The organism is Mycoplasmopsis gallopavonis, from assembly GCF_900660635.1.
Classification (GTDB): domain Bacteria; phylum Bacillota_I; class Bacilli_A; order Mycoplasmatales; family Metamycoplasmataceae; genus Mycoplasmopsis; species Mycoplasmopsis gallopavonis.
The window spans coordinates 1-19,499 of sequence record NZ_LR215034.1 but is presented as its reverse complement, the minus strand read 5'-3'; the positions used below and the strand labels follow the sequence as shown (position 1 = coordinate 19,499).

The window sequence follows — 19,499 nt, the reverse complement described above, 5'->3', positions numbered from 1 at the left end:
TATATATATTAAAATGTACTAATTTCAGAAACAATAATTTAACTAAATTAAAAGAATGCTTTTTGCGTTCTCTTTTTTAGTTTCTAGAAATGTCAAAAATTAAAGTTTTTGAAACATTTTCTGGAATTGGTGCACAACATAAAAGTTTAGACTGAGTTAATAAAAATCTTCAATTTAAAAATAAATTTGAAGTAGTGCAACGGCTGATTGAGATATTCGTGCTATTATCGCTTACGCTGCAATTCACAATAAACTCAAAATAGATGAAATAGAAAAAATTTTATTAAAAATATATAAAAATGAAGAAGAATTAAATAGCTACTTAAACAAACATGTTTTTAGTAGAGATCTAAAAATCCAATTAAAGCATAATTAATCAAAAGAAGATCTTAAAAAATCTTAGCAAGTGCAAACTTTATTAATAAAATTATTCAGATATCAAAACTGTTACAGGAGAAGTTTTAGATAATCTTAAAATAGATCTTTTAACTTATTCTTTCCCTTGTCAAGGTCTATCTGTTGCTAGTATGGGTAGAGATAAAGGGATCAAGAATAAAGAAAGTACTAGTCATTTAATTGAGAAATCGGAAGAATTTTAGAAGAATCAAATCATAAACCAAAATATTTATTGCTTGAAAATGTTAGAGGATTGGTTACAAAATATTCACACGAGTATGAAGAATGAAAACATTTTTAAGTAATTTAGGTTATAAAACTTTTACTGGTATTTTAAATGCTTCAAATCACGGATCTTTACAAAATCGTGAGAGAGTTTTTGCCATTAGTGTTTTAAAAGATTATAAAACTCCTTTTAATAATGACGAAGAATACCTTTTATATTTAAATAAAATTGGGCAAAAATATGTTTTAAATGATATAGAAGAAAGAAAAAAGAAATATTTTAGTATTTTGACTTAAATAACAAAATATTAAAGAAGCATGATCTGCACTTATTAATGACACTCCATCAAGAAAAAAGGTTATTGATAGTTGTAAGAATTAAGTTTAGCAGATCCAAGCTATAAAATCAATACTTTAACTACTAAACAAGATCGAATTCCTAACGCAGGTTATATTCCTATTTCTCATAATTTGAGAAGAAATTGCAATATCGTTTTATTACTCCACGAGAAGCTTATAAAATCATGGGATTTGAAGATCTTGATTTTAACAAATTAGTACCTTTTGTTGAAGAAGGGATCTTAAATAATGATTGTCTATGAAGGCAAGCAGGAAATTCAATTGATGTCAATGTTCTAAAAAGGATTTTTGAAGTCATAGGTATTATTGACGAAATGAATAAAAATAAGAGGTAATTATGTCAACAACTAATAAAGAAAAAATAAATATGTTTTAATTATTGAAAAATAGGAACAAATACTAATAGTTATATTGAAACAAAATTATTTAATTTTTAAAATCAAATTGAACAAATTTCAAAATAATACCCTAAATTTTACACAAGAAGAATTAAACAAAGAAGATCCGAAAAACGCTAAAAACGCAGTATTTATGCAAGCAGCGAAAACTCTTTCTTTTATTGGGGTTTTAAAAGAAGAAAATAAAGAATATTTTTGAACCACAAAATTTTTAAACAAATTCCAAAAATTCGATCAATCTTTTTTAGAAAATAAAGAACAATTTATTCAAGAAATTTATGATTTTGGTTCAGAAGAACTAATTAATAAAATTGATGCATATGTTGAATTTTTAAAACAAAACTATGAAAATAGTAATGATGAAGAAGAATCTGATTTTAGAGAAAATTTACAAAAAAGAATTTTACTAGCTGATTCAAACTGAATTCATTCAATTTTAATTGATTTTGATGTAGAAGGCGAAACCCTATCAGAGGATAATAACTGAATTTTAGAATATAAAAAATTTGAAATTTACCTGGTGTTCAAAAAGTGCAAGAAAAAAATTATTGAAAAACACTTGCTAAAATACTTTAAACAATAAAAAATCACATATTAATGAAAAATGTAAAGATATTTTAAAAGTAGTTAATTATTTAGCACACAAAAATTCAGAAGAAGTTTTATTCCAAAATTTTCAATATACTTTTGACAAAAATAAGAAAAAAGAAGAATGTAAAGATTATGATAAAACAATAATTAGAGTGGATAGACTTCAAACAACAATTAAAACTGTTTTAGAATATTTCAATTGACTTAGAAAGAAACATATTTATATTCCATTTTATCAAAGAAATATTCTTGAAATAAAGATTATTTAGAACGATTAATTGATGATATTGAGCTTTTGGCAGATAAATATCCATCTCATTCTTTCAAAAAAGGTGAAAATTATCATTTTTTAAGCACAATAACAACTAAATCAAAAGGTCATAGCAACAAAAACGAGATAATTGATGGTCAACAAAGAACTATTACATTAATTTTTACTAATTTTGCTTTATTTAAATATTTATGTCAAAGAAAAATCAAAGATTATGAAATTCCATGAATTTATGATTCTATGTTCAATAATTCTTATGATAACCAAGATTACGATAATCAAGATTTTGTTGGTAAATGAATTGACAACCCTTCCAAACTTAATGGACTTTTAAATTTTTCAAAACTTTTTGAAAATAATATAGAAGCAATCCAAGATATTTGAGGAGGAAAGAAAATTAATGGAAAAGAATCTAAACCTAACAAAATTAATCAAGATGAAGGCGAAAAACAATTAAAAGAAAATTTAATTTATATTTATAGCTATCTTTCTAATAAACTAGATCAAAAAGACGACTTATATGTCAAAGATTTTGTCGAAAGACTTTTATATGGTTTTGTTATTAATCACGTAGAAGTTCAAGAAGGTGCTTCTGAGCAAATTTTTGAAAGAATGAATTTAATGAGTAAAAAACTAAATAATCTAGAAATGCTTAAAGCTTATATTTATGAAAGATTAATTAATAAAGATTTAGAGGACAAAGAAATTCAAATTAATTTAGAAAACTTTATGCAATTATTTTATTCATTCTTTATTAAAGGGAAACCGAAAGCAGAAAATTTAGAAGTGACAGAAAGTCCAAATTTAAAACTTTTTACAACTTATTTAAATAATAAATATGAACTGAAAATGAATTCAAATTATGAGTATTCTCCTCTATATATCATTAAAAAGTTTTTGGAAATTCATTCAAATGAAGCTAAAGATGATTCATGATTAGAAGCTTTACTTTTAGAAAAACTTAAATTTCAATATTCATTGATCAAAAATCAAGAACATTTTAATAATTGAAAAAATGATTTTGACAAATTCAAAAAAATTTATCCTAAAAGAGAAAAAACTTCTAATCCAGATTTAATCGAATGACTATTTCCTTTTGTTTCTATGGCTTCAAAAGGGAATGTGACCGTTTTTCTTCCGTTAGTTATTTTTATTCTCGATTCTTTTGAAATTTTGGATAAAAAAATAGAAGGTGGTGAAACAAAAAAATTATCTATTTGAAGAGAAGTGATTAAATTATTATTCGAAATTGAAAGATTTACTTTTATTTGAAAAACAGCTAAATTTGAAGGGCAATCACTCTCACGTGGAGTTTACATTTTGATAGATAAACTCAAAAAAGAATCTAATTTAACTGCCCAAGCTCTTAGAAAGGGTCTTTTTGAATTAGTCTTTAACAATCAAAAAGTTCTTCTTGTTGATGATAAGTTTATTCTTGATGATGAATTTAAGTTAACTATTTACAACGAAATAGACAATAATTTCAAAAATAATGTAGATTCTAAATCAAGAAATAGTGAATATACAGAACTAATGTTTAGAATCATTTGATATTTAAAGAATTCAAGAAATTCTTTCCCAAGATTAAACTCATGATGACATATAGGGGAATTTGAAGTTTTATTCAAAGAACCTTCTTGAGATCATTTTTATGCCACAAATTCTAAAATAAAAAATCTTGACATTGAAAGTAATGAAGATAAAGACAAACTTATTAATTCTATCGGAAATGGATTTATACTTCAATCATCCTTAAATTCTAAATATAAAAATAACTCTGTTGAAGAAAAATATGACAATTTAAAAAAACAGACTGGAATTTTTTTATCTTTCGTTAATTCACAAGAAGGCTTAGAACCTTTATCTAAAGAATGAAATTCAGAAAAAATAGAAAAAAGAAGAGATGACATTGTTGAATTAATTAAAGAAATTTATTTAAAAAGTTAGCATTTTTCAGCTAACTTTTTTATTCTTGAATTTCAAATGAAATTAAATTACGATTAATAAATTTAGGATCCATAATTTTTTCTAAATCCTCAAATGATTTTATTTTTTCGCTTTTAGCAATATGAAATTCTCAAAGAATTAATTCGTTTTTAAAAACGGGATGATCATTGTTGTCACGAATAATTTTTAAATACGAACAAAATCATTCGATTTGATTAATTAATTCATTTGATAACTCTATTTGAGTTAAATCAAAACTAATTTTTCAAACAAAATCATTTGTCTTTTGAGCTTCACTATGTTCATCTTGATAAAGTTTTTGTGCTTGAAAAACTTCATCTAGGAAATCAATTAATTGTTCATGTTCTTTCGTAATTTTTCCAATTGATTTATATTCAATATTTGATGAGATGTTGTAACTTTTGATGTAATTTTTATTTTTAAAGTAAAGAAAAATTAATAAAATCCCAATTAAAACCAAAAGAGCTAAAAGTCCAAATCCAATGTAAATTAAATATTTAATTGATAAGCTTTCATTTCAAACGGATAAACCTTGGAAAACTTCAAAAAATAAGGTAGAGAGCACGAAAGTAAGTCCAAAAGCAATTAAGAAACGACCATTTCAAGTTGTGAGTTTCTTTGTCTTTTTTCAAAATTTAGGATCTTCGGAATTTGCAATTTTAATTCTTTGATAGATATCTTCGAAGAAATTATTTGAAAGTACTTTTAAATTAGAAACTGGGCTTACAACTTCTTTCTGATTATTTTTAAAAGTAGCATTTACATGTTTTCAATCAAATAGTCTTTGTTCAATTTGTTCAAGTGCATCAATTAAGACTTTATTTGAAATTTCTGCAATATCTTTGTTTTTAATAAAGTTCTCAAATCCTTTTCTAAATTCTTTTTGTTCAAGATTGTTTTGAAGCTCATTTTGAATTAAAGAAATTAATTGGATTTTAAAAGCTCTTCTTAAATTTTTATAGATCGCACTTTTTAAAGAATTGAATTTTTCGTGATTATCAGCTCATGTACTTGGGATAAAATTCACCAAGTCAATTTGTTTTAAATAGTTTTTATATCGAATTGGATCGTTAGAAGTTTTAATATATCCATTTTGAGATAAGTTTGTAACTAAAATTTCTCTTAAAGTTGTTTCATCAATTGGCTCAAAATGATCGTTTTTTTCTTCTTTGAAATCACATTTTGAAGGATCATTTTTTTGATCAAAACTTCTTTGTAAAAAAGTTTGATCAAAGCTAGTTTCTAGAAAAATAAAGCAAAGATTTTTTAAGAAGAGTAAAGTTCTTTGACTAATTGCTCGGTCAAACAATTCTTGGTAAATTGTTTTGATTTGTTCTATTGTTTTATTTATTGAAAATTCTTTTTTCATATTTTTAACTTTCTTATTACTTATTTTAACAAATCTTGATTATTTTGAAAACTTGCACATTTTTAGTTTTATAATTAAAACCACCTTAAAAGTTTATTTTAATTAATTAAAATAACTTTTTTAATCTAAAAGTTAAAGGAGATTTTATGAAAAAAACTTATAAATTATTTTTAGGAAGTATCATTCCTTCTTTAACTCTTCCGCTTGTACTTGTTTCAAGTACAAATTCTAATATTCCTCCTCAACGAAATATTAATGAATACCAAACCAGTTCTTTGGATATTACAGATACAAATTTGGAATTTAATGATTGAATGAAATATGTAGATGGTCAAAAGAGATTAGGAGATCTTTCGATCCCCGGAACACACGATTCTGCAATGTTTAGTGGTTGAGGTGCTAAATGATTTTTTGGACAAGCCTGAGCAAAAACTCAAAGTCGAAATTTTCAAAATCAATTAAAATCTGGAATTCGTTTTTTTGATCTTAGAATATCAACTGATATGTGAATTTATCATGGCAATGTTGGTTCAAATTATGACTTGAAAAAAGTTTTAAAAGAATTTGTAACCTTTTTAAAAGCACATCCAAATGAAGTTATTTTAATTCGTTATAAAGATGAAAATTCAGATCCTAAAAAGATGAGTTCTAGAGATGCGTTAGAATGAAAAAAAGAAATTGTAAAAACTTTTGAAAATCCTGAAATTCGTGATTATATTTATAAGAACAGTAGTCAAGACTCATTTGAAAATCCTACACTAGATTCTGTTCGGGGTAAAATTTTTGTTTTAGATAACATGCACAAAAATATTTGAAAAAATAATTTTAGCTATGGTGCTGCTTGATGATCTGTTTTAATTGATGTTCAAGATGAATGAAATACCACTGAACAAGTTAAAATGCAAAAAATTAAGGAAACTTTAAATCTTTCTAATAATGAAAATAACGGAAATCATTTAATTATTAATTTTACATCTAGATCAAAAGATAATAGTAAGCCTTACGAAACTCATAAAGAAATTAATAAACAAACTATGGCTTATTTAAAAGCTAACAATATATTAAGAACCGGAGTTTTAATTTTTGACTTCCCTGGCGATGCACTTCTTAAAAGAATAGTTCAAACAAATTACACTTATACCCAAGAAGAATTAAATCGTCCGAATCTTTTACCAAGAGTTAATTTAAACTTTTTTTCTCCAACAGCAGGTGAGAATTTTATTCAAGCTAACGCAAGCTTAGCAAATTTAGATCTTTCTGTTGAAATTTTAGATACAAAAAAAGAAGTAAGAACTCCTGTCAATGTTAGAATAGATATCAATTCAAATAGAATTTATTTACCTAATAATTTACAAGTAACAGATCGAATTATGATCACTTACAATCAAAAAACAATTCCAAATATTTATTACCCTCAGCCTCAAAAGTACAATCAAACTGTTAAGTGAGTTTCGGTTGAAAAAAATTCATTATTTGATCGTTTGCTCGCTAATTTAGAGAATAAAGTGCGTGAAGGAAGACGATCTTTAATTGAAATTACTGGTCTGGGTTCAAGTGAAACTAAACTTTTTACAAATTATTTTGCAAGACCTTTGATTCAACTTAAACAAAATCCAACCGTAACACAAGAATCAATTAACCAACTTCGTGATTTAAATTTAGCATTAAAAAACAATTTTGATACTTGATTAAATTTATTAAAAAAGAAAAAAGAAGTTGAAACAAAAATTCAACTTTTAAATCAAAGCTTAGTTTCAAATTACCTTAATCAAAATGACTTTGAATCATTTTTTCAAGAAATAAATAATCAAGAAGCAGAATATCAAAGAATTCTTTCTTTAAATTCTTTACCAACTATAGCTCAATGAAATTCTTATTTCAATTTTTATCAATCAGCAGATTTAAAAATTAGTTTTTTAAATGATATTATTGCTCAAAATCAAGCTTTTAATCGTGATTCATTTTTAAATAAACTTCATTTACCTAATAATTTAAATTGAGCAAATCAGTTTTATTTAAATTTAATTGATTCAAAATTAACTTTAATGAAAACTAATTTAGTTAACTCAATTTCTAATTTTAGTAATGATTCAAAATTATCAGCTAAACGAACAATCGAAAACTTAAACTCTCAATTTGTTAATTTTGGTAATTTTGTAGATTCTAGTTCTAATCAACTTAGTAATGCACTAGACTCAGCAACTAATTTATCAAGTGTGCAAAAAAACTTTTTCCACACTGATTTTGAAGCAGCTTTAACTTCTAATAGAAATTCTGATGTTACTAGTTTGATAGCTAAAATTAATCAATTTAATAGTTTTCTAGCAAATGTTGAGACTCAAATTGCAAACTATAATCAAGTACTAAGTTCAAATTACTATAATTTTGCTTCTAACATTCAAAAAACAAATTTTACTAACTGAACTAATCAATTAAAAGCCAATAAGTCAACTTGGAATTATGCTGAACTAAATAATTTAATTATCAAAATTAATAATTTAGTACAAGAAATGCAAAGAAATTTTGAAAGTTATGAAGCTCGTAAAAAACAACTTCAAAATGAAGTTAATGGATTAACTTATATCAGTGATTTAGAAAAACAAAATTTCCAAAATGAACTAGAATCTAATCGAGATTTAGAACAGATGGAAATTAAAAAAGAGGCGTTAATTACAAAAAATAAAGAAAATGAGTCATTAATAAATTTTGCACTATCTAAACTAGGACAATAAAAATTAACATTCCTTCGAATGTTAATTTTTTATATTTTTAAAGGAGAAAAAATGGGAAAACATTTTACAGAAGAACAAGAAAAAGAAATTTATAATACATTTTTTCAATTAGGTAAAAAGGATGCGATTGAACTGATGTATAAATATGGTGCAAAAGCAAAAGATAAATATGTGAAAGCGAGATTACGAAGAATATTAAAACATTATAATTTTAATATGAATAAAAAACCAAGAAAGCCTGGAACCGGTAGGTCAAGAAAAGCGAAAGAACAAGATATAAATTGAAACATTTTTACACGAGAAGATTTAATTGAAATTGCAAAAAGATATAGAGAAATTACAAAAGATAAATTTAAAACAGAGAAAGTTCAAGAGGCATCAAATATTAATATGGCTTCGTATAAACTTGCTATTTTGTTGTATCTTTGTAGACAAACAATATCCAAACATAAAAGAAATAATTTTGCTCCTAAAAATAAATCCAGAAAAATAAAGTACCAAGACTTGATTATTGATTCATTTAAACAAAATAGATCTAAATATGGTAGACAAAAATTAAAATATTTTATCTTAAAGCACTATAAAATAGACATAAACGAAAGAACTCTAGGAAGATATATGAATGCCTTAGGTTTATTTTGCAATGTCAGAAAAAGAAAAAAACTAAAAGAATCAAAGAACACATCTATCATAAAAGAAAACATTGTTAATAGAGATTATAATGATGTATATAACAGAAATATATACGCTACTGATGTAACATATCTTCCAGCGACAAAAGATGCAATAAACAATAATGTTTATCTTTCAGTAGTAATTAAACATAAAACTAAAGAAATAATTAGTTTTTCTCTTTCCAAATTTAATGATTCAAAATTAATTTACAAAACATTTGAAAATGTTGATTTTGAAAAAAGTTTTATACTACATTCAGATCATTGCTCAACTTATACATCTGATGATTTTTCTCGTTTTATTCAAAATAAAGGTGGAATAATTTCGCTTTCAAAAGTAGGAAATAGTTTAGATAATAGAGTTGTGGAATATTGATTTTCAAATTTAAAAACTGAATTAATTAGAGATTTAAATATCAAAGCTATGACTTTGAATGAACTAGAAAAAGTGATATCTAATTATGTTCATTGATACAATAAATTTAGAATTCAATCATGTCTGAATTGAAAAACCCCATACGAATATAGTATGGGGCTATCCAATTTAATAAATTGTTAATTTTTTCTGTCCTAGTTTAATCTGAACCATTTTTTAATCAAGCCCAAAAACAAGGTTTAAAACAAGAAATTATTGCAAATACCCAATTATCTAAAAATCAGTTAGAAAATCAGATTACCTCTCTTGCTAATAAAATTGAAGTTATTCAAGATTTATTAGCAAATCGTAACCAAATTCTTGCAAGTCAAAATTATCAAGATGCAGATTTAACAGCAAAAAATGAATATAATGCTAAATTTAGCGAACTTGAAAAAACTCAAACTTCAAATCAATATTGAAAAATTAATCAGTTAAATCCGCTTTTAAATAATTATCAAAATGCACTTCAAACTTTAAATGGAGAAGCAAAATTAAATCTTGCTAAGCAAGAGTTAAAAACTAAAATTACTAACTCAAATTTATTAGAATTTAACCGTAATAAACTTAGTATTGAAATTAATAATGCTAAAAATTTAGATCAATTAAGTCCTATTAATTCTGAATTTAGAGAAATTAGTAATTTAATTAGCGAGTTTCAAAAACAAACTAAATTAAATCAAACTCAAAAAGATTTCTTTGCAAGCCAAATTGAAAGTAAAGATGTTTTAATTTCCAAATCTAAAATTCAAACAAACTTTACTAATTTAAATTCAAAAATGACTTCTTTTAAAAATGCTTTTAATGATTTTCGAGCGTTAATGAAAAGTTTAGAAACCAATCACTTAGATAATTTTTATAATCTTTCAAAGATTTTTTATGATGATGAATTTGCTAAATTTAACACTGACATGCTAACAAGTGAAGCAATTGATAAAGAACTTGAATTATTTGCTAATTTTAGTTTTATTTTAAAAGATGTAATTAGGAATTATCAAAATTATGATGATCAACAAATTCTTGCTAAATATCAAAAACTTGAAGATTTATATTTTGCGAAGAAAAAAGATTATTTTCAAATTCTAATTCAAAATTATTTAAAGATTTTAAATGCCCGTAAAAAAGATCTTAATAATAGCTTTGGCTCAAACGAATATTATGCAAACAAAATTAATGAATATTTAGGAAACTTTAATGCTTCATACAATCAAGATGCAACAATTGATGTTCTTAAACAAAATCTCCAAGACTTAACTACTCATTTATCAAGTTTTGATGAAGATATTCAAGAGAAACATCTTGCTTTAGAAGCTTTTAAGGGATCTTTTAACAAAATAACTGAAATAGCAAATTCACTAAAACAACGCTTTTCAACTTTTAGCGAAGAAATTGATTCGCAAATTAACTTGCCACTTGCGGATTATGCTCTTGACATTGCAAAAATGAGTTCAAATCAAATTCTTGAACACAAAAATCAAGTTGAAGAATTATTAAATAAGATTAATGAATTATCAGCAAAATATGAAGCACAAGAAGATGAAAAAAGTGCCAAAATTCATGAATTAAAAAGATTAATTGTTGAAACAGAAACTTTTATTACAAATACAAAAGCAATTCAGTTTAGTGATTTTAATGAACTTTTAAATACATCTTTAAATAATGCAAAAACAATTAATGAAGATAGCGATCTTGAAACAATTAAACAAACTTTAATCAATCTTACAGACAACCTTGCTCTTGCTACTAATGCTTCAAGAGAATATCAAGAATTATTAACAAATTTACTAGATCAAAAAACACAAATTAAATCCAAATTATTTAGTAAAGATGCAAATCTTGCTGATTTAGCAAATTATCTTAACACTTGAAACCAAAATTTTGAAATTAAATTAGAAAGTTTAACCAAAGCACAGCTGAAAGAATTTGAGGTTGCTCTTAATAATTTCTTTAGAGCAAACAATGAAATTATTGCTCAAATTATCAAAAAACATCAAACATTAGTTATTAATTATACAAACTTAAAAAGCAGTTTAAATTCACTTATTAGTATGGATAATCTTTCAGAAAATTTAATTAGAATCAAAGAGGATTTTCTTCAAAATTATGCTCAAATTAATCTTAGTCAAACCGGAAATGCTGAGTTAGAAAAAATAAATACTAAGTTAGAAAGTTTTATTAATGAATTTAAAACTTTCTTTAAATCGGATTTATTAGAAATGTATATTGCTAATAAAGACTTTTTAGCAACAAATAACTCTAATTTATCTAATCAACAATTAAATTTCTTTGAGTCAGAAAACAATTTAAATCAAAATTTAAGTAAGCTTAAAGAACTTAATAATTTTATGAAAGAAATTATTTCAGTTCATAGCAACTTAGACCTTGGTAGTTTAAATGAGGCTCAATTTGATTCTTTACAAAATCAATTTAGTGAAATTTTAAACTCAGAACAATTGAACAACTTTCTTGAATATAAAAATGAATTAAATCAAAAAATGGAAGAATTTAAAAATCTTTGAGATTTAGCTTCCGAAAAATATCAGACAAGCAATGATCCAGAAATTAAGGAAAATTATGAGCAAAATATTCAAAACCTTGATCGTCAATCAAATTTATCCTTAGAAAAAATAGCAGAAAATACTTTAAAACTTCATTTCTTTTTAAGTTTAGAAGAACACATTGTCCAACCAGAACAACCCAAAGTTCAAGCACAAAAATCAAACTATTTATTATGAGTTTTATTACCAATTGCAGTTACGCTTCCAATTCTTGGAATAGCTGGATATTTCATCTTTAAAAAATTCAAAAAATAAGCATCAAGTAATTTGATGCTTTTTTATAAGGATTTCTTAACTTAATCAAACTAAAAAGTGCATTTTTAATTGAAAAAAATAAATTTTTATAACTTTTTAGTTTAAAAGTACTATAATATTTTTGGAGGTAAAAATGGAAAACAAAGCAAAATGCAAATGTGTATGTGGATGCACAAAATGTACATGCGAACAATGTCAATGTAAATAAATTTAAAAAGTTAAAAATCAGCTCTAATTAAATAGAAAATAGAGCTGATTTTTTCTTTTCTTAGATATAAATTGGCGAAATTTGATGCCTTTTTTGATTTTTTTCTAGTATTTTTGTTTTATCTAGTGATATTATGGTAATAATTTTAGTATAATAGAACAAAAAATAATAAAAAACATTTTAAGAAAAGCGAGGTAACGTGAAAAAAAGTAAATTACTAGTTCCATTACTTAGTGCGGCTATTTTACCTGTTTCAGGAATTTTAGTTGCATGTAATGATAACTCTACAGCGTCAAACAATGATGCTAAATATGACAAAATATTGCAATCAACAGAACAAATATTAAATAATATTAATAATTCTGAACTTGCAAGCGACTTATATATTAATTCAAATAATGAGTTAGCGGAAATCACTTCAAAATACAAAAAAGCTAAAAGTAATTCTGAAAAAGAAACAATTATTGAATCTTTAGAAAAATTTAGTACTAGACTTTTAAATGATTGAATCAAAAAATTAAGCTCTATTTTAGGTAATTCAGAAGCTTTAAATGCGGCCAAAGATAAAGCGAAACAAGATGCTGAAAACAATTTAGCAAGTGCCAAAATTGACTTAGAGCATGTTAGAGCTGCAAATGAAAATACTATTTCAGACTTAGAATTAAAAGTTGCACAACTTGAAAGAGATTTAAAGCGAAGCGTTCAATATAATGGAGAAAGTCTTCAAGAAGAAATTAAGGAATTAACCAAAGATTATTTACCAAGACAACTCTCAGGTAAACTTGCATTGTTAGAAGCTCAAACTTATTTAATCGATTGGTATCAAGCATTTATTGATTACTTGCAAAGTATGAATGTACGAGACGAAAGAACAAGAGAAACAATTGCTTCTATCGTTCAAAATACAGAAGGACTTAAACAAAGTACAATCTTAGCTAAACAAGAAACAGAAAAAACTCCTGAAAAGTACGGTACAAGAAGACAATTTAGAGCTGATTTAGCAATTACAATGGATAGAATTAAAAAAATTGGTGATAGATATAAAAATATTTTCAATTACGATGTTCCAAGATCTACAAGTAAATATTTAGAAGCCTTATATAAATGAAGAATCGAAAACTTTAGAGCATTAAAAGCTGCAATTGAAGCAAATGATTCATCAGTTTATGATGATTTTAATCCTAATCAAACAGGTCAACAAACTAAAGATGGACTTGCACTTACAGTGGGTGAATTTGCTGATTTATACGCTAATTCATTAAGTCGTGCGACAACTTATGCTGAACAACTTTTTAGTTATATTACATTAGAAGAAAAATATGCTAAAGTTGTTTTACATCCGCAAAACCTTGATGAGTTTTCACCATTTTTAAAAGTTCGTTTAAAAATGACAGAATATCCATTATACTACCGTCTTTATGATAGCGAACAAACAGCAAAATTGGATGTTTACTATGCAAGAACAATTGATAGCTTACGTGATTTTAGAAGATCAGAAGGTTATAAATATTTAAATTCAATTGCTTACCGTAAAGTTTACAATCAATGAGATAAATATGTTCAACAAAGTATTAACTATAAATACAATGGAAACGCTAATACTTATTACGAAATTTTAGGAACATTTACAGATGTTCTTCAAGGTGTGCAAGAATTAGCTGTTCCAGAAGAGCAAGTTAATGCTAAAAAAGCGGAAATTGAAGCAAAAATCGAACAAGTTAAACAATCAGTGTGAAGTAAAATTTTAACAATTAATGCAAAAGCAAATCAAGAAGATCCTGATGATAGCTTTACTCCTTATACTGACTTGAAATACAATTTAAGAGCAAAATATAGTCAAGCTAACGGCTTATCACAAGGAACATTTATTGAAGCTTTTGATAAATATATTGCATTTCTTTTAGCTGAAAAATATGTTGATAACATGATTGATCTATACAATTATTGAACACTTGTAGGTGATGATCCTAAATCAGATGAGCTTGAAGCTATTTTAAAATTAAAAACCAAATCAGCAAAACTTGAAAAAAGATATAAATTTGCAGAAAATGATTTTGAACAAAATAAATTGAATAAAAAATTCCATGAAGAAAATATCTTTCCTTTATTTAAGAATTTCTCTTGACCAAACTTTGATTCATTAAGTGACGAACAACAAAAATTATCAGCTTATAAAGAGGCTGTAAAGAAATTATTTGAAATTTATGAAAGAATTAAAAATATTTCAGATAATTTTACACTTCAAGGATATGATGATTGAAGTGATAAAGATTATTTCTTCCAAGATGCCTATGAATCAACTTATAATCAAATCAAGCAAGCTAATTCTGAATTAGAATCTAAAAATTCATTTAGTGATGTTGATGCAAGCTTTATCAACAACATGAAAGAAACTTACGAACAAAGAAAATTAGTAGTTGAAGAAGAATATCAAGCAGCACAAGAAAACTATGAATCTAAAAAAGCAGCTTACGAAAATTCTAATGAATTTGATCCTAGAAATTATGTAGTACCATCACAAGAACTTTATGCTTTTATTCGTCAATGAAATATTAAAAATCGTGCAGAATTAGCTTCTCTTGAACTTAATCCTGAAACAGAAACAGATCAAAAAGCAGTTGAGCTTTTTGCTAGTTATTCAAGTGAATGAAAATTTGGACACGAAGATACAAGCACTAGACCTTATATTAAGATTACAAATCTAGATATTGATGATATTTACAATACTGAACAAGGTCATGATGAAGAAGGTAATGTAATTCCTGAATATACAACAGATAAAGTTAAAGCAAATTTATTAGCAGCAGAAAAAGCTTATTTTGATGCAAATATGGCCTACTTAGAAGCTAAAAAAGCAAATGCTTCAAATTTAGCAGATTTAAAACAAGATTTAGTACAAAAAAGAAGTGATTATTATTCAGTCCTTAATGATTCGCACTATGGTTTCTCAAAATCAGGGTATGCAAAATACACTGTTTCACATTATGAAAAAGGACAACAAGTGACACTAACTCCATTACAATTAGCAAGTATTTATGCAAGTGAAGTTGCTACTTATCAAGTTCTCAAAGAATTACATGCTGAATATATGGACTCAGAAAATAATTAACTTTATTTAATTAAAACCATAAGTCCATTATGGTTTTAATTATTTTATTAACAATTATGAAAGGAAAATATGTCCAAAAAACTTAGTTTAAAACTAAAAGTCCTCATCGCCAGCGGACTCATTGCAGCTGGTGTTGGTGCTTCATATGGTGCTGTTTGAGCTTATGCACAAAACTCCGATGAAGTTAAAGGATCTTTTCCACCATTTAGTAAAGAAGCTTTAAAAAACAATTATGCTTCAATTAAAGAAGAGGGAGTTTTAACTCCTCAGTTAGGAATTTTAGACCCATTAAAAGAAAAAAAAGTTGCAGATTTAAATGAAGATGCAACAGAATTTTGATTTTTAAACAAACCAGAAGAACGTATGGATTTAGATACATTCTTCCAAAAATATTATGAAATTTATCAAGAAGGATTTATTTTAGAAGTTAAGTATGCTTCATTTAGCTTTTTTGATGAATATGTTTTGGCTGTTCGTCCAAAACAATTTATTGATTTTAGTAAATGATTTATGACTAATGTTGCATGAGGACCTGACATTCTTACTCTTGAAAGCTTTAGAATTGTTAAGGGAGCAGAACAAAGAGGTAACTCAATTACATTAGGTTCACACTCAACTGACAAAAAAGAATCAAGTGAAATTAAATTCTTCCCTGATGCTTTCTTTGGTTCACTTCCAATTTTTAGTTCATACTCAGGAAGAGGACTTGCACCAGATGCTTTAACTTATAGTACATTTACTAAAAGTGTTGATTTAAAAACATTAGAAGAATATTTAAATAATATTCCATTAGCATCAGCAATTATGAATAGCAATCATACTGAATATACAGATTCTTATGATACATCAGCTACTCGTGATAAACGTCCAAATTTAGAACTTTTCCAAGGATTATTAACCCCAGGTCGTTTAATTGGACAAAAATTTATAGTTTATAAAAATGATTCTCCTGAACATTTAAAAAATATTACAATTAGCGAAAAAGAAAAGGTTGCACAAGGTTTACTTTTAGTTTTACCTTACGATATAACAAAGGGAGAATTTGAAGATCTTAAAAAAGCAAATCCTAAAATTTATGATCAAGTTCAATTTAGTGATTTTGAACCTGCGATTATCAAAAATGTCAAAAAGCAAGCTTTAGTGGATCCAGCTGGTAAAGTCACTCCAATCAGTATGAAGCTTGACTTTGAATTTACTAATGATAGAGAAGAACGTTCAAAAGAATTTTCTCACTATTATAAAGAAGTTCCTGAAACTCTTTTTGACATGCAATCTCTTGGGGTTTATCGTAATTTAGTTGAATCACAAATTGTTAACTTTTTAGATTTCTATGATGTTAATAACTTTGTAGGTTCAGAACTTTATGTTTACCACAAAGACGGTAAAAATTACTTTTATAAATCATGAGCGGAAGCTGAGAACTCACTTAAATTAAACGGTGCTGGCGAAAATGCACTTTATAAAATTACTAAGTTTAATAAAGTGAAAGTTGGTGATGATTTTGTTCTTTATGCTCACTTAAAAAACATTAAAAATAATTCTGAAAATGCTGATCAAAGCGAATTAATTCTTCAGTTTAATTCAGGTGAAACTAGAATTGATAAGAAGTTAGAGTTTTTCCAATTTAAACAAGCAATCGGATATATTGGAAGTATTAAACCAACTACTTTATCAGCTGGTCCTGAAAACATTACACTTAAAGATGAAAAAGGAAATCCAATTCGTGGTTTAGCTTCAAGAGATTACCAGCTTTATACAGAAGTTTATTCAGGATTAATTGATATTTTAACCGCAAAATACCCTCACTTATTAAAAGATTTAAATGGACCACACGTAGAACAAACTTTAAATAAAGAAGGATATTATACTTATAAAGTTGTTGATGGTCCTTACAAAGGAATGAGTGATGGAGACAGAATTGGATTACCTTTAGTTTTAAATGCTTTAATTGAAAATTATGAAGGAATTTCAACTGACTTCTTAAAATATGTTGGTGCTCACGAATATGGACACCACTATACATTAGAAGGAACTCAATCATTAAATAATCAAAAGAATTCAGTTGTTGTAGGAGGGCTTAACACACGTGGTGGTGTTAATGTGCAATCTTACTTCGCTTATGATGCTGTTAAAAATTATCTTGATGCTCGTACAGGGCTTGAAATTGTCAGAGTTGATGCTCTTGGTAACGAAACACCAAACGGAGAATTTATCAATTTCAAATATCATAAAATTCACTCAGATGAAGTTTTCAATGAAACAGATCAAGATATTTGAGGAACAGCTAATAAGAATGATGATATTTTTGATTTAATCAATAACAAACAAAGACGTTTTTTACAAAACTATGAAACTTTAAATGAAGCTGCAAAGCTTAGAGATGTTAAAGTTGGTGATTTATTTATTGCTAACTCATTTGACCGTCATTCAGGAACATTGAACCCTTATATTGAAGGGCCGATGTCAGCTTTTAACAATGCAAGCGACTTAGGATTTGAAAAACTTAGCACTGAGAGAGTTTTAAATATCGTTTATGATGGTAAATTCCAAAAAATTCCTTATGAAGTTAAATCTAATGGAAGTGTGGATATTAAAGTTATTGAAACATTAGGTAAAGGTGATCAAATGTCTATTTCTAAGATTAATGTCTTTAATAGTGACGGAACACCTGCAATCAATGTCCCTCTTTTCAAAGTTTTAGATCACGCTTCATGAGATTATGTTAATCGTCAAGTTGATGTAATTAAACAAAGTATTAACAACTTAGTTCGTGCAAACGGATATGATAGTGGATGAAACCAACCTTCAACTATTTTGGGTGGAAAACCAGAATTTTCATTAGTTAAAGTTCTTGAAGGTGAAAAATTAACTAAATGAGCAGATGAAGTTAAAACAAGAAAAGATCCAATTGAGAAAAACCCTGATTACAACATTTATGGTTATACTCTTGAAAACAAAGAAAGAAAAGGGTGATCATATCTTTCATTATTCTCAGATGCAAGTGGTAACTTACTTAACTGATATTTAATTAGACAAGCTGCTTACTCAAAAAACTTTTACGATTCATTAGACGATAAACTTACACAATACAAAACTTACATCAAAGATAAAGCTAATACTTACAACGGATATAACGCCGGAATTAACCCAACTGTATATTTTGATGAAACTCACAAATATAGTTTTCCATTAGCTAAAAATCGTAATAGTTCACCAATTTATAATAATCCAGATCGTCTTAAATCAGTTGCTGCACAATATGATTTACCAGTTCCGTCAGGTGAAGTGCTTTATGGTTTTGATTACTTCTTTATTGCTGGTTTAAACCAAAAATACCTTGGATTTTTAACTTCAAATAATACTTTAAGTTCATCTCCACAAGACGAACTTCAAAATTTGTGTGAGTGCTAAGAAAATGGCTGCAAGTTTTGATTTTCAACATTTTTACCTGCAATGAAAACTTACAAAAGTAAGGGTAGATAATGTCGAAATGGACGCTTTTGTTTTTGATAGTTTCTTAGATTTCTTTGAATTTTTTGCAGTTGATTACACTAAATTTACCAGAGTGGGGGTTGTTGAAGAACAAGTTGCTTACAACGTTGATTTAGATTATGCTAATCAAATTTGATTTTAGCAAACTTGGTGAATTAAAGGTTTATCAGGAAATGAAAGTGAGCAAGAAGTTGCTAATTATCTTTTGAAAAATTCATTAAATACCGTTATTTATTACAATTAAAGATTTCAACCCAGCTACAGATTTAGTTGCAAATCAAGCGATTTTCTCATCAGATTCGGAATCGCACTTGCAGAACCTGATTTTTACAATAATTTCTTCTAGATGATTCATTAATTCCAGATGGACAAAGAACTTTGCTTTAAATGTTGAAAAACTTCAAAATCTTTTTGTTAGAAAGCACAAGAACAAGGTTTAAGTGGGGCTGATTTTAATACATTAATGCCTGAGATTTAA

Annotated in this window: 13 protein-coding genes; 12 read left to right on the top strand and 1 reads right to left on the bottom strand. The window is 26.3% G+C overall.

The window, feature by feature from the left end; translation table 4 throughout:
• The first annotated feature begins 437 nt into the window (after positions 1 to 437).
• The 6 genes from EXC53_RS04345 (at position 438) to EXC53_RS04155 (ending at position 4,188) form a co-directional block, all read left to right on the top strand.
• A complete protein-coding gene (locus EXC53_RS04345; protein ID WP_268926799.1) occupies positions 438 to 599 on the top strand; it encodes a DNA cytosine methyltransferase in 162 nt (53 codons plus the stop codon).
• Complete coding sequence (locus tag EXC53_RS04340) at positions 584 to 697, top strand: DNA cytosine methyltransferase (protein WP_318024636.1); 114 nt, start codon at positions 584 to 586, stop codon at positions 695 to 697. Before EXC53_RS04345 ends, EXC53_RS04340 begins: the two co-directional genes overlap by 16 nt.
• Positions 682 to 918 carry a DNA cytosine methyltransferase gene (locus EXC53_RS04335; protein WP_268926796.1) on the top strand — a complete coding sequence of 79 codons (237 nt, stop codon included), beginning with the start codon at positions 682 to 684 and terminating at the stop codon, positions 916 to 918. The genes EXC53_RS04340 and EXC53_RS04335 overlap by 16 nt, the downstream gene beginning before the upstream one ends.
• Positions 919 to 1,103: 185 nt before the next feature.
• Positions 1,104 to 1,316 (top strand): DNA cytosine methyltransferase, encoded by a 213-nt coding sequence (locus EXC53_RS04305; RefSeq protein ID WP_223214523.1) that lies wholly within the window; start codon positions 1,104 to 1,106, stop codon positions 1,314 to 1,316.
• A gap of 109 nt (positions 1,317 to 1,425) precedes the next feature.
• On the top strand, positions 1,426 to 1,962 hold the full coding sequence (locus tag EXC53_RS04160; RefSeq protein ID WP_129724789.1) for a hypothetical protein: 537 nt from the start codon (positions 1,426 to 1,428) through the stop codon (positions 1,960 to 1,962).
• Between the two features lie 228 nt (positions 1,963 to 2,190).
• Entirely contained in the window at positions 2,191 to 4,188 is a 1,998-nt protein-coding gene (locus EXC53_RS04155) for a DUF262 domain-containing protein (RefSeq protein WP_318024635.1), read from the top strand.
• A gap of 19 nt (positions 4,189 to 4,207) precedes the next feature.
• Here EXC53_RS04155 and EXC53_RS04150 read toward each other — a convergent pair whose 3' ends face one another.
• Positions 4,208 to 5,578 carry a hypothetical protein gene (locus EXC53_RS04150; protein WP_119572158.1) on the bottom strand — a complete coding sequence of 457 codons (1,371 nt, stop codon included), beginning with the start codon at positions 5,576 to 5,578 and terminating at the stop codon, positions 4,208 to 4,210.
• A gap of 146 nt (positions 5,579 to 5,724) precedes the next feature.
• On the opposite strand from EXC53_RS04150, the gene EXC53_RS04145 reads away from it, so the two are divergent.
• From EXC53_RS04145 to EXC53_RS04120, 6 genes are all read left to right on the top strand, one after another.
• A complete protein-coding gene (locus tag EXC53_RS04145; RefSeq protein ID WP_129724785.1) occupies positions 5,725 to 8,310 on the top strand; it encodes a phosphatidylinositol-specific phospholipase C domain-containing protein in 2,586 nt (861 codons plus the stop codon).
• An 18-nt stretch (positions 8,311 to 8,328) separates the two neighbouring features.
• The gene (locus EXC53_RS04140; RefSeq protein ID WP_129724594.1) at positions 8,329 to 9,543 is read left to right on the top strand and encodes an IS3 family transposase; all 1,215 of its coding nucleotides are present in this window, start codon (positions 8,329 to 8,331) and stop codon (positions 9,541 to 9,543) included.
• Between the two features lie 635 nt (positions 9,544 to 10,178).
• The gene (locus EXC53_RS04135; RefSeq protein WP_129724756.1) at positions 10,179 to 12,212 is read left to right on the top strand and encodes a coiled-coil domain-containing protein; all 2,034 of its coding nucleotides are present in this window, start codon (positions 10,179 to 10,181) and stop codon (positions 12,210 to 12,212) included.
• Between the two features lie 407 nt (positions 12,213 to 12,619).
• A complete protein-coding gene (locus tag EXC53_RS04130; protein WP_119572033.1) occupies positions 12,620 to 15,529 on the top strand; it encodes a hypothetical protein in 2,910 nt (969 codons plus the stop codon).
• Between the two features lie 69 nt (positions 15,530 to 15,598).
• Positions 15,599 to 18,940, top strand: coding sequence for a PDxFFG protein (locus EXC53_RS04125; RefSeq protein WP_129724783.1), 3,342 nt, complete (start codon positions 15,599 to 15,601; stop codon positions 18,938 to 18,940).
• 4 nt (positions 18,941 to 18,944) lie between these two features.
• Positions 18,945 to 19,163: a hypothetical protein gene (locus EXC53_RS04120; RefSeq protein WP_165261079.1), complete on the top strand. Its 219-nt coding sequence runs from the start codon at positions 18,945 to 18,947 to the stop codon at positions 19,161 to 19,163.
• Positions 19,164 to 19,499: the final 336 nt, after the last annotated feature.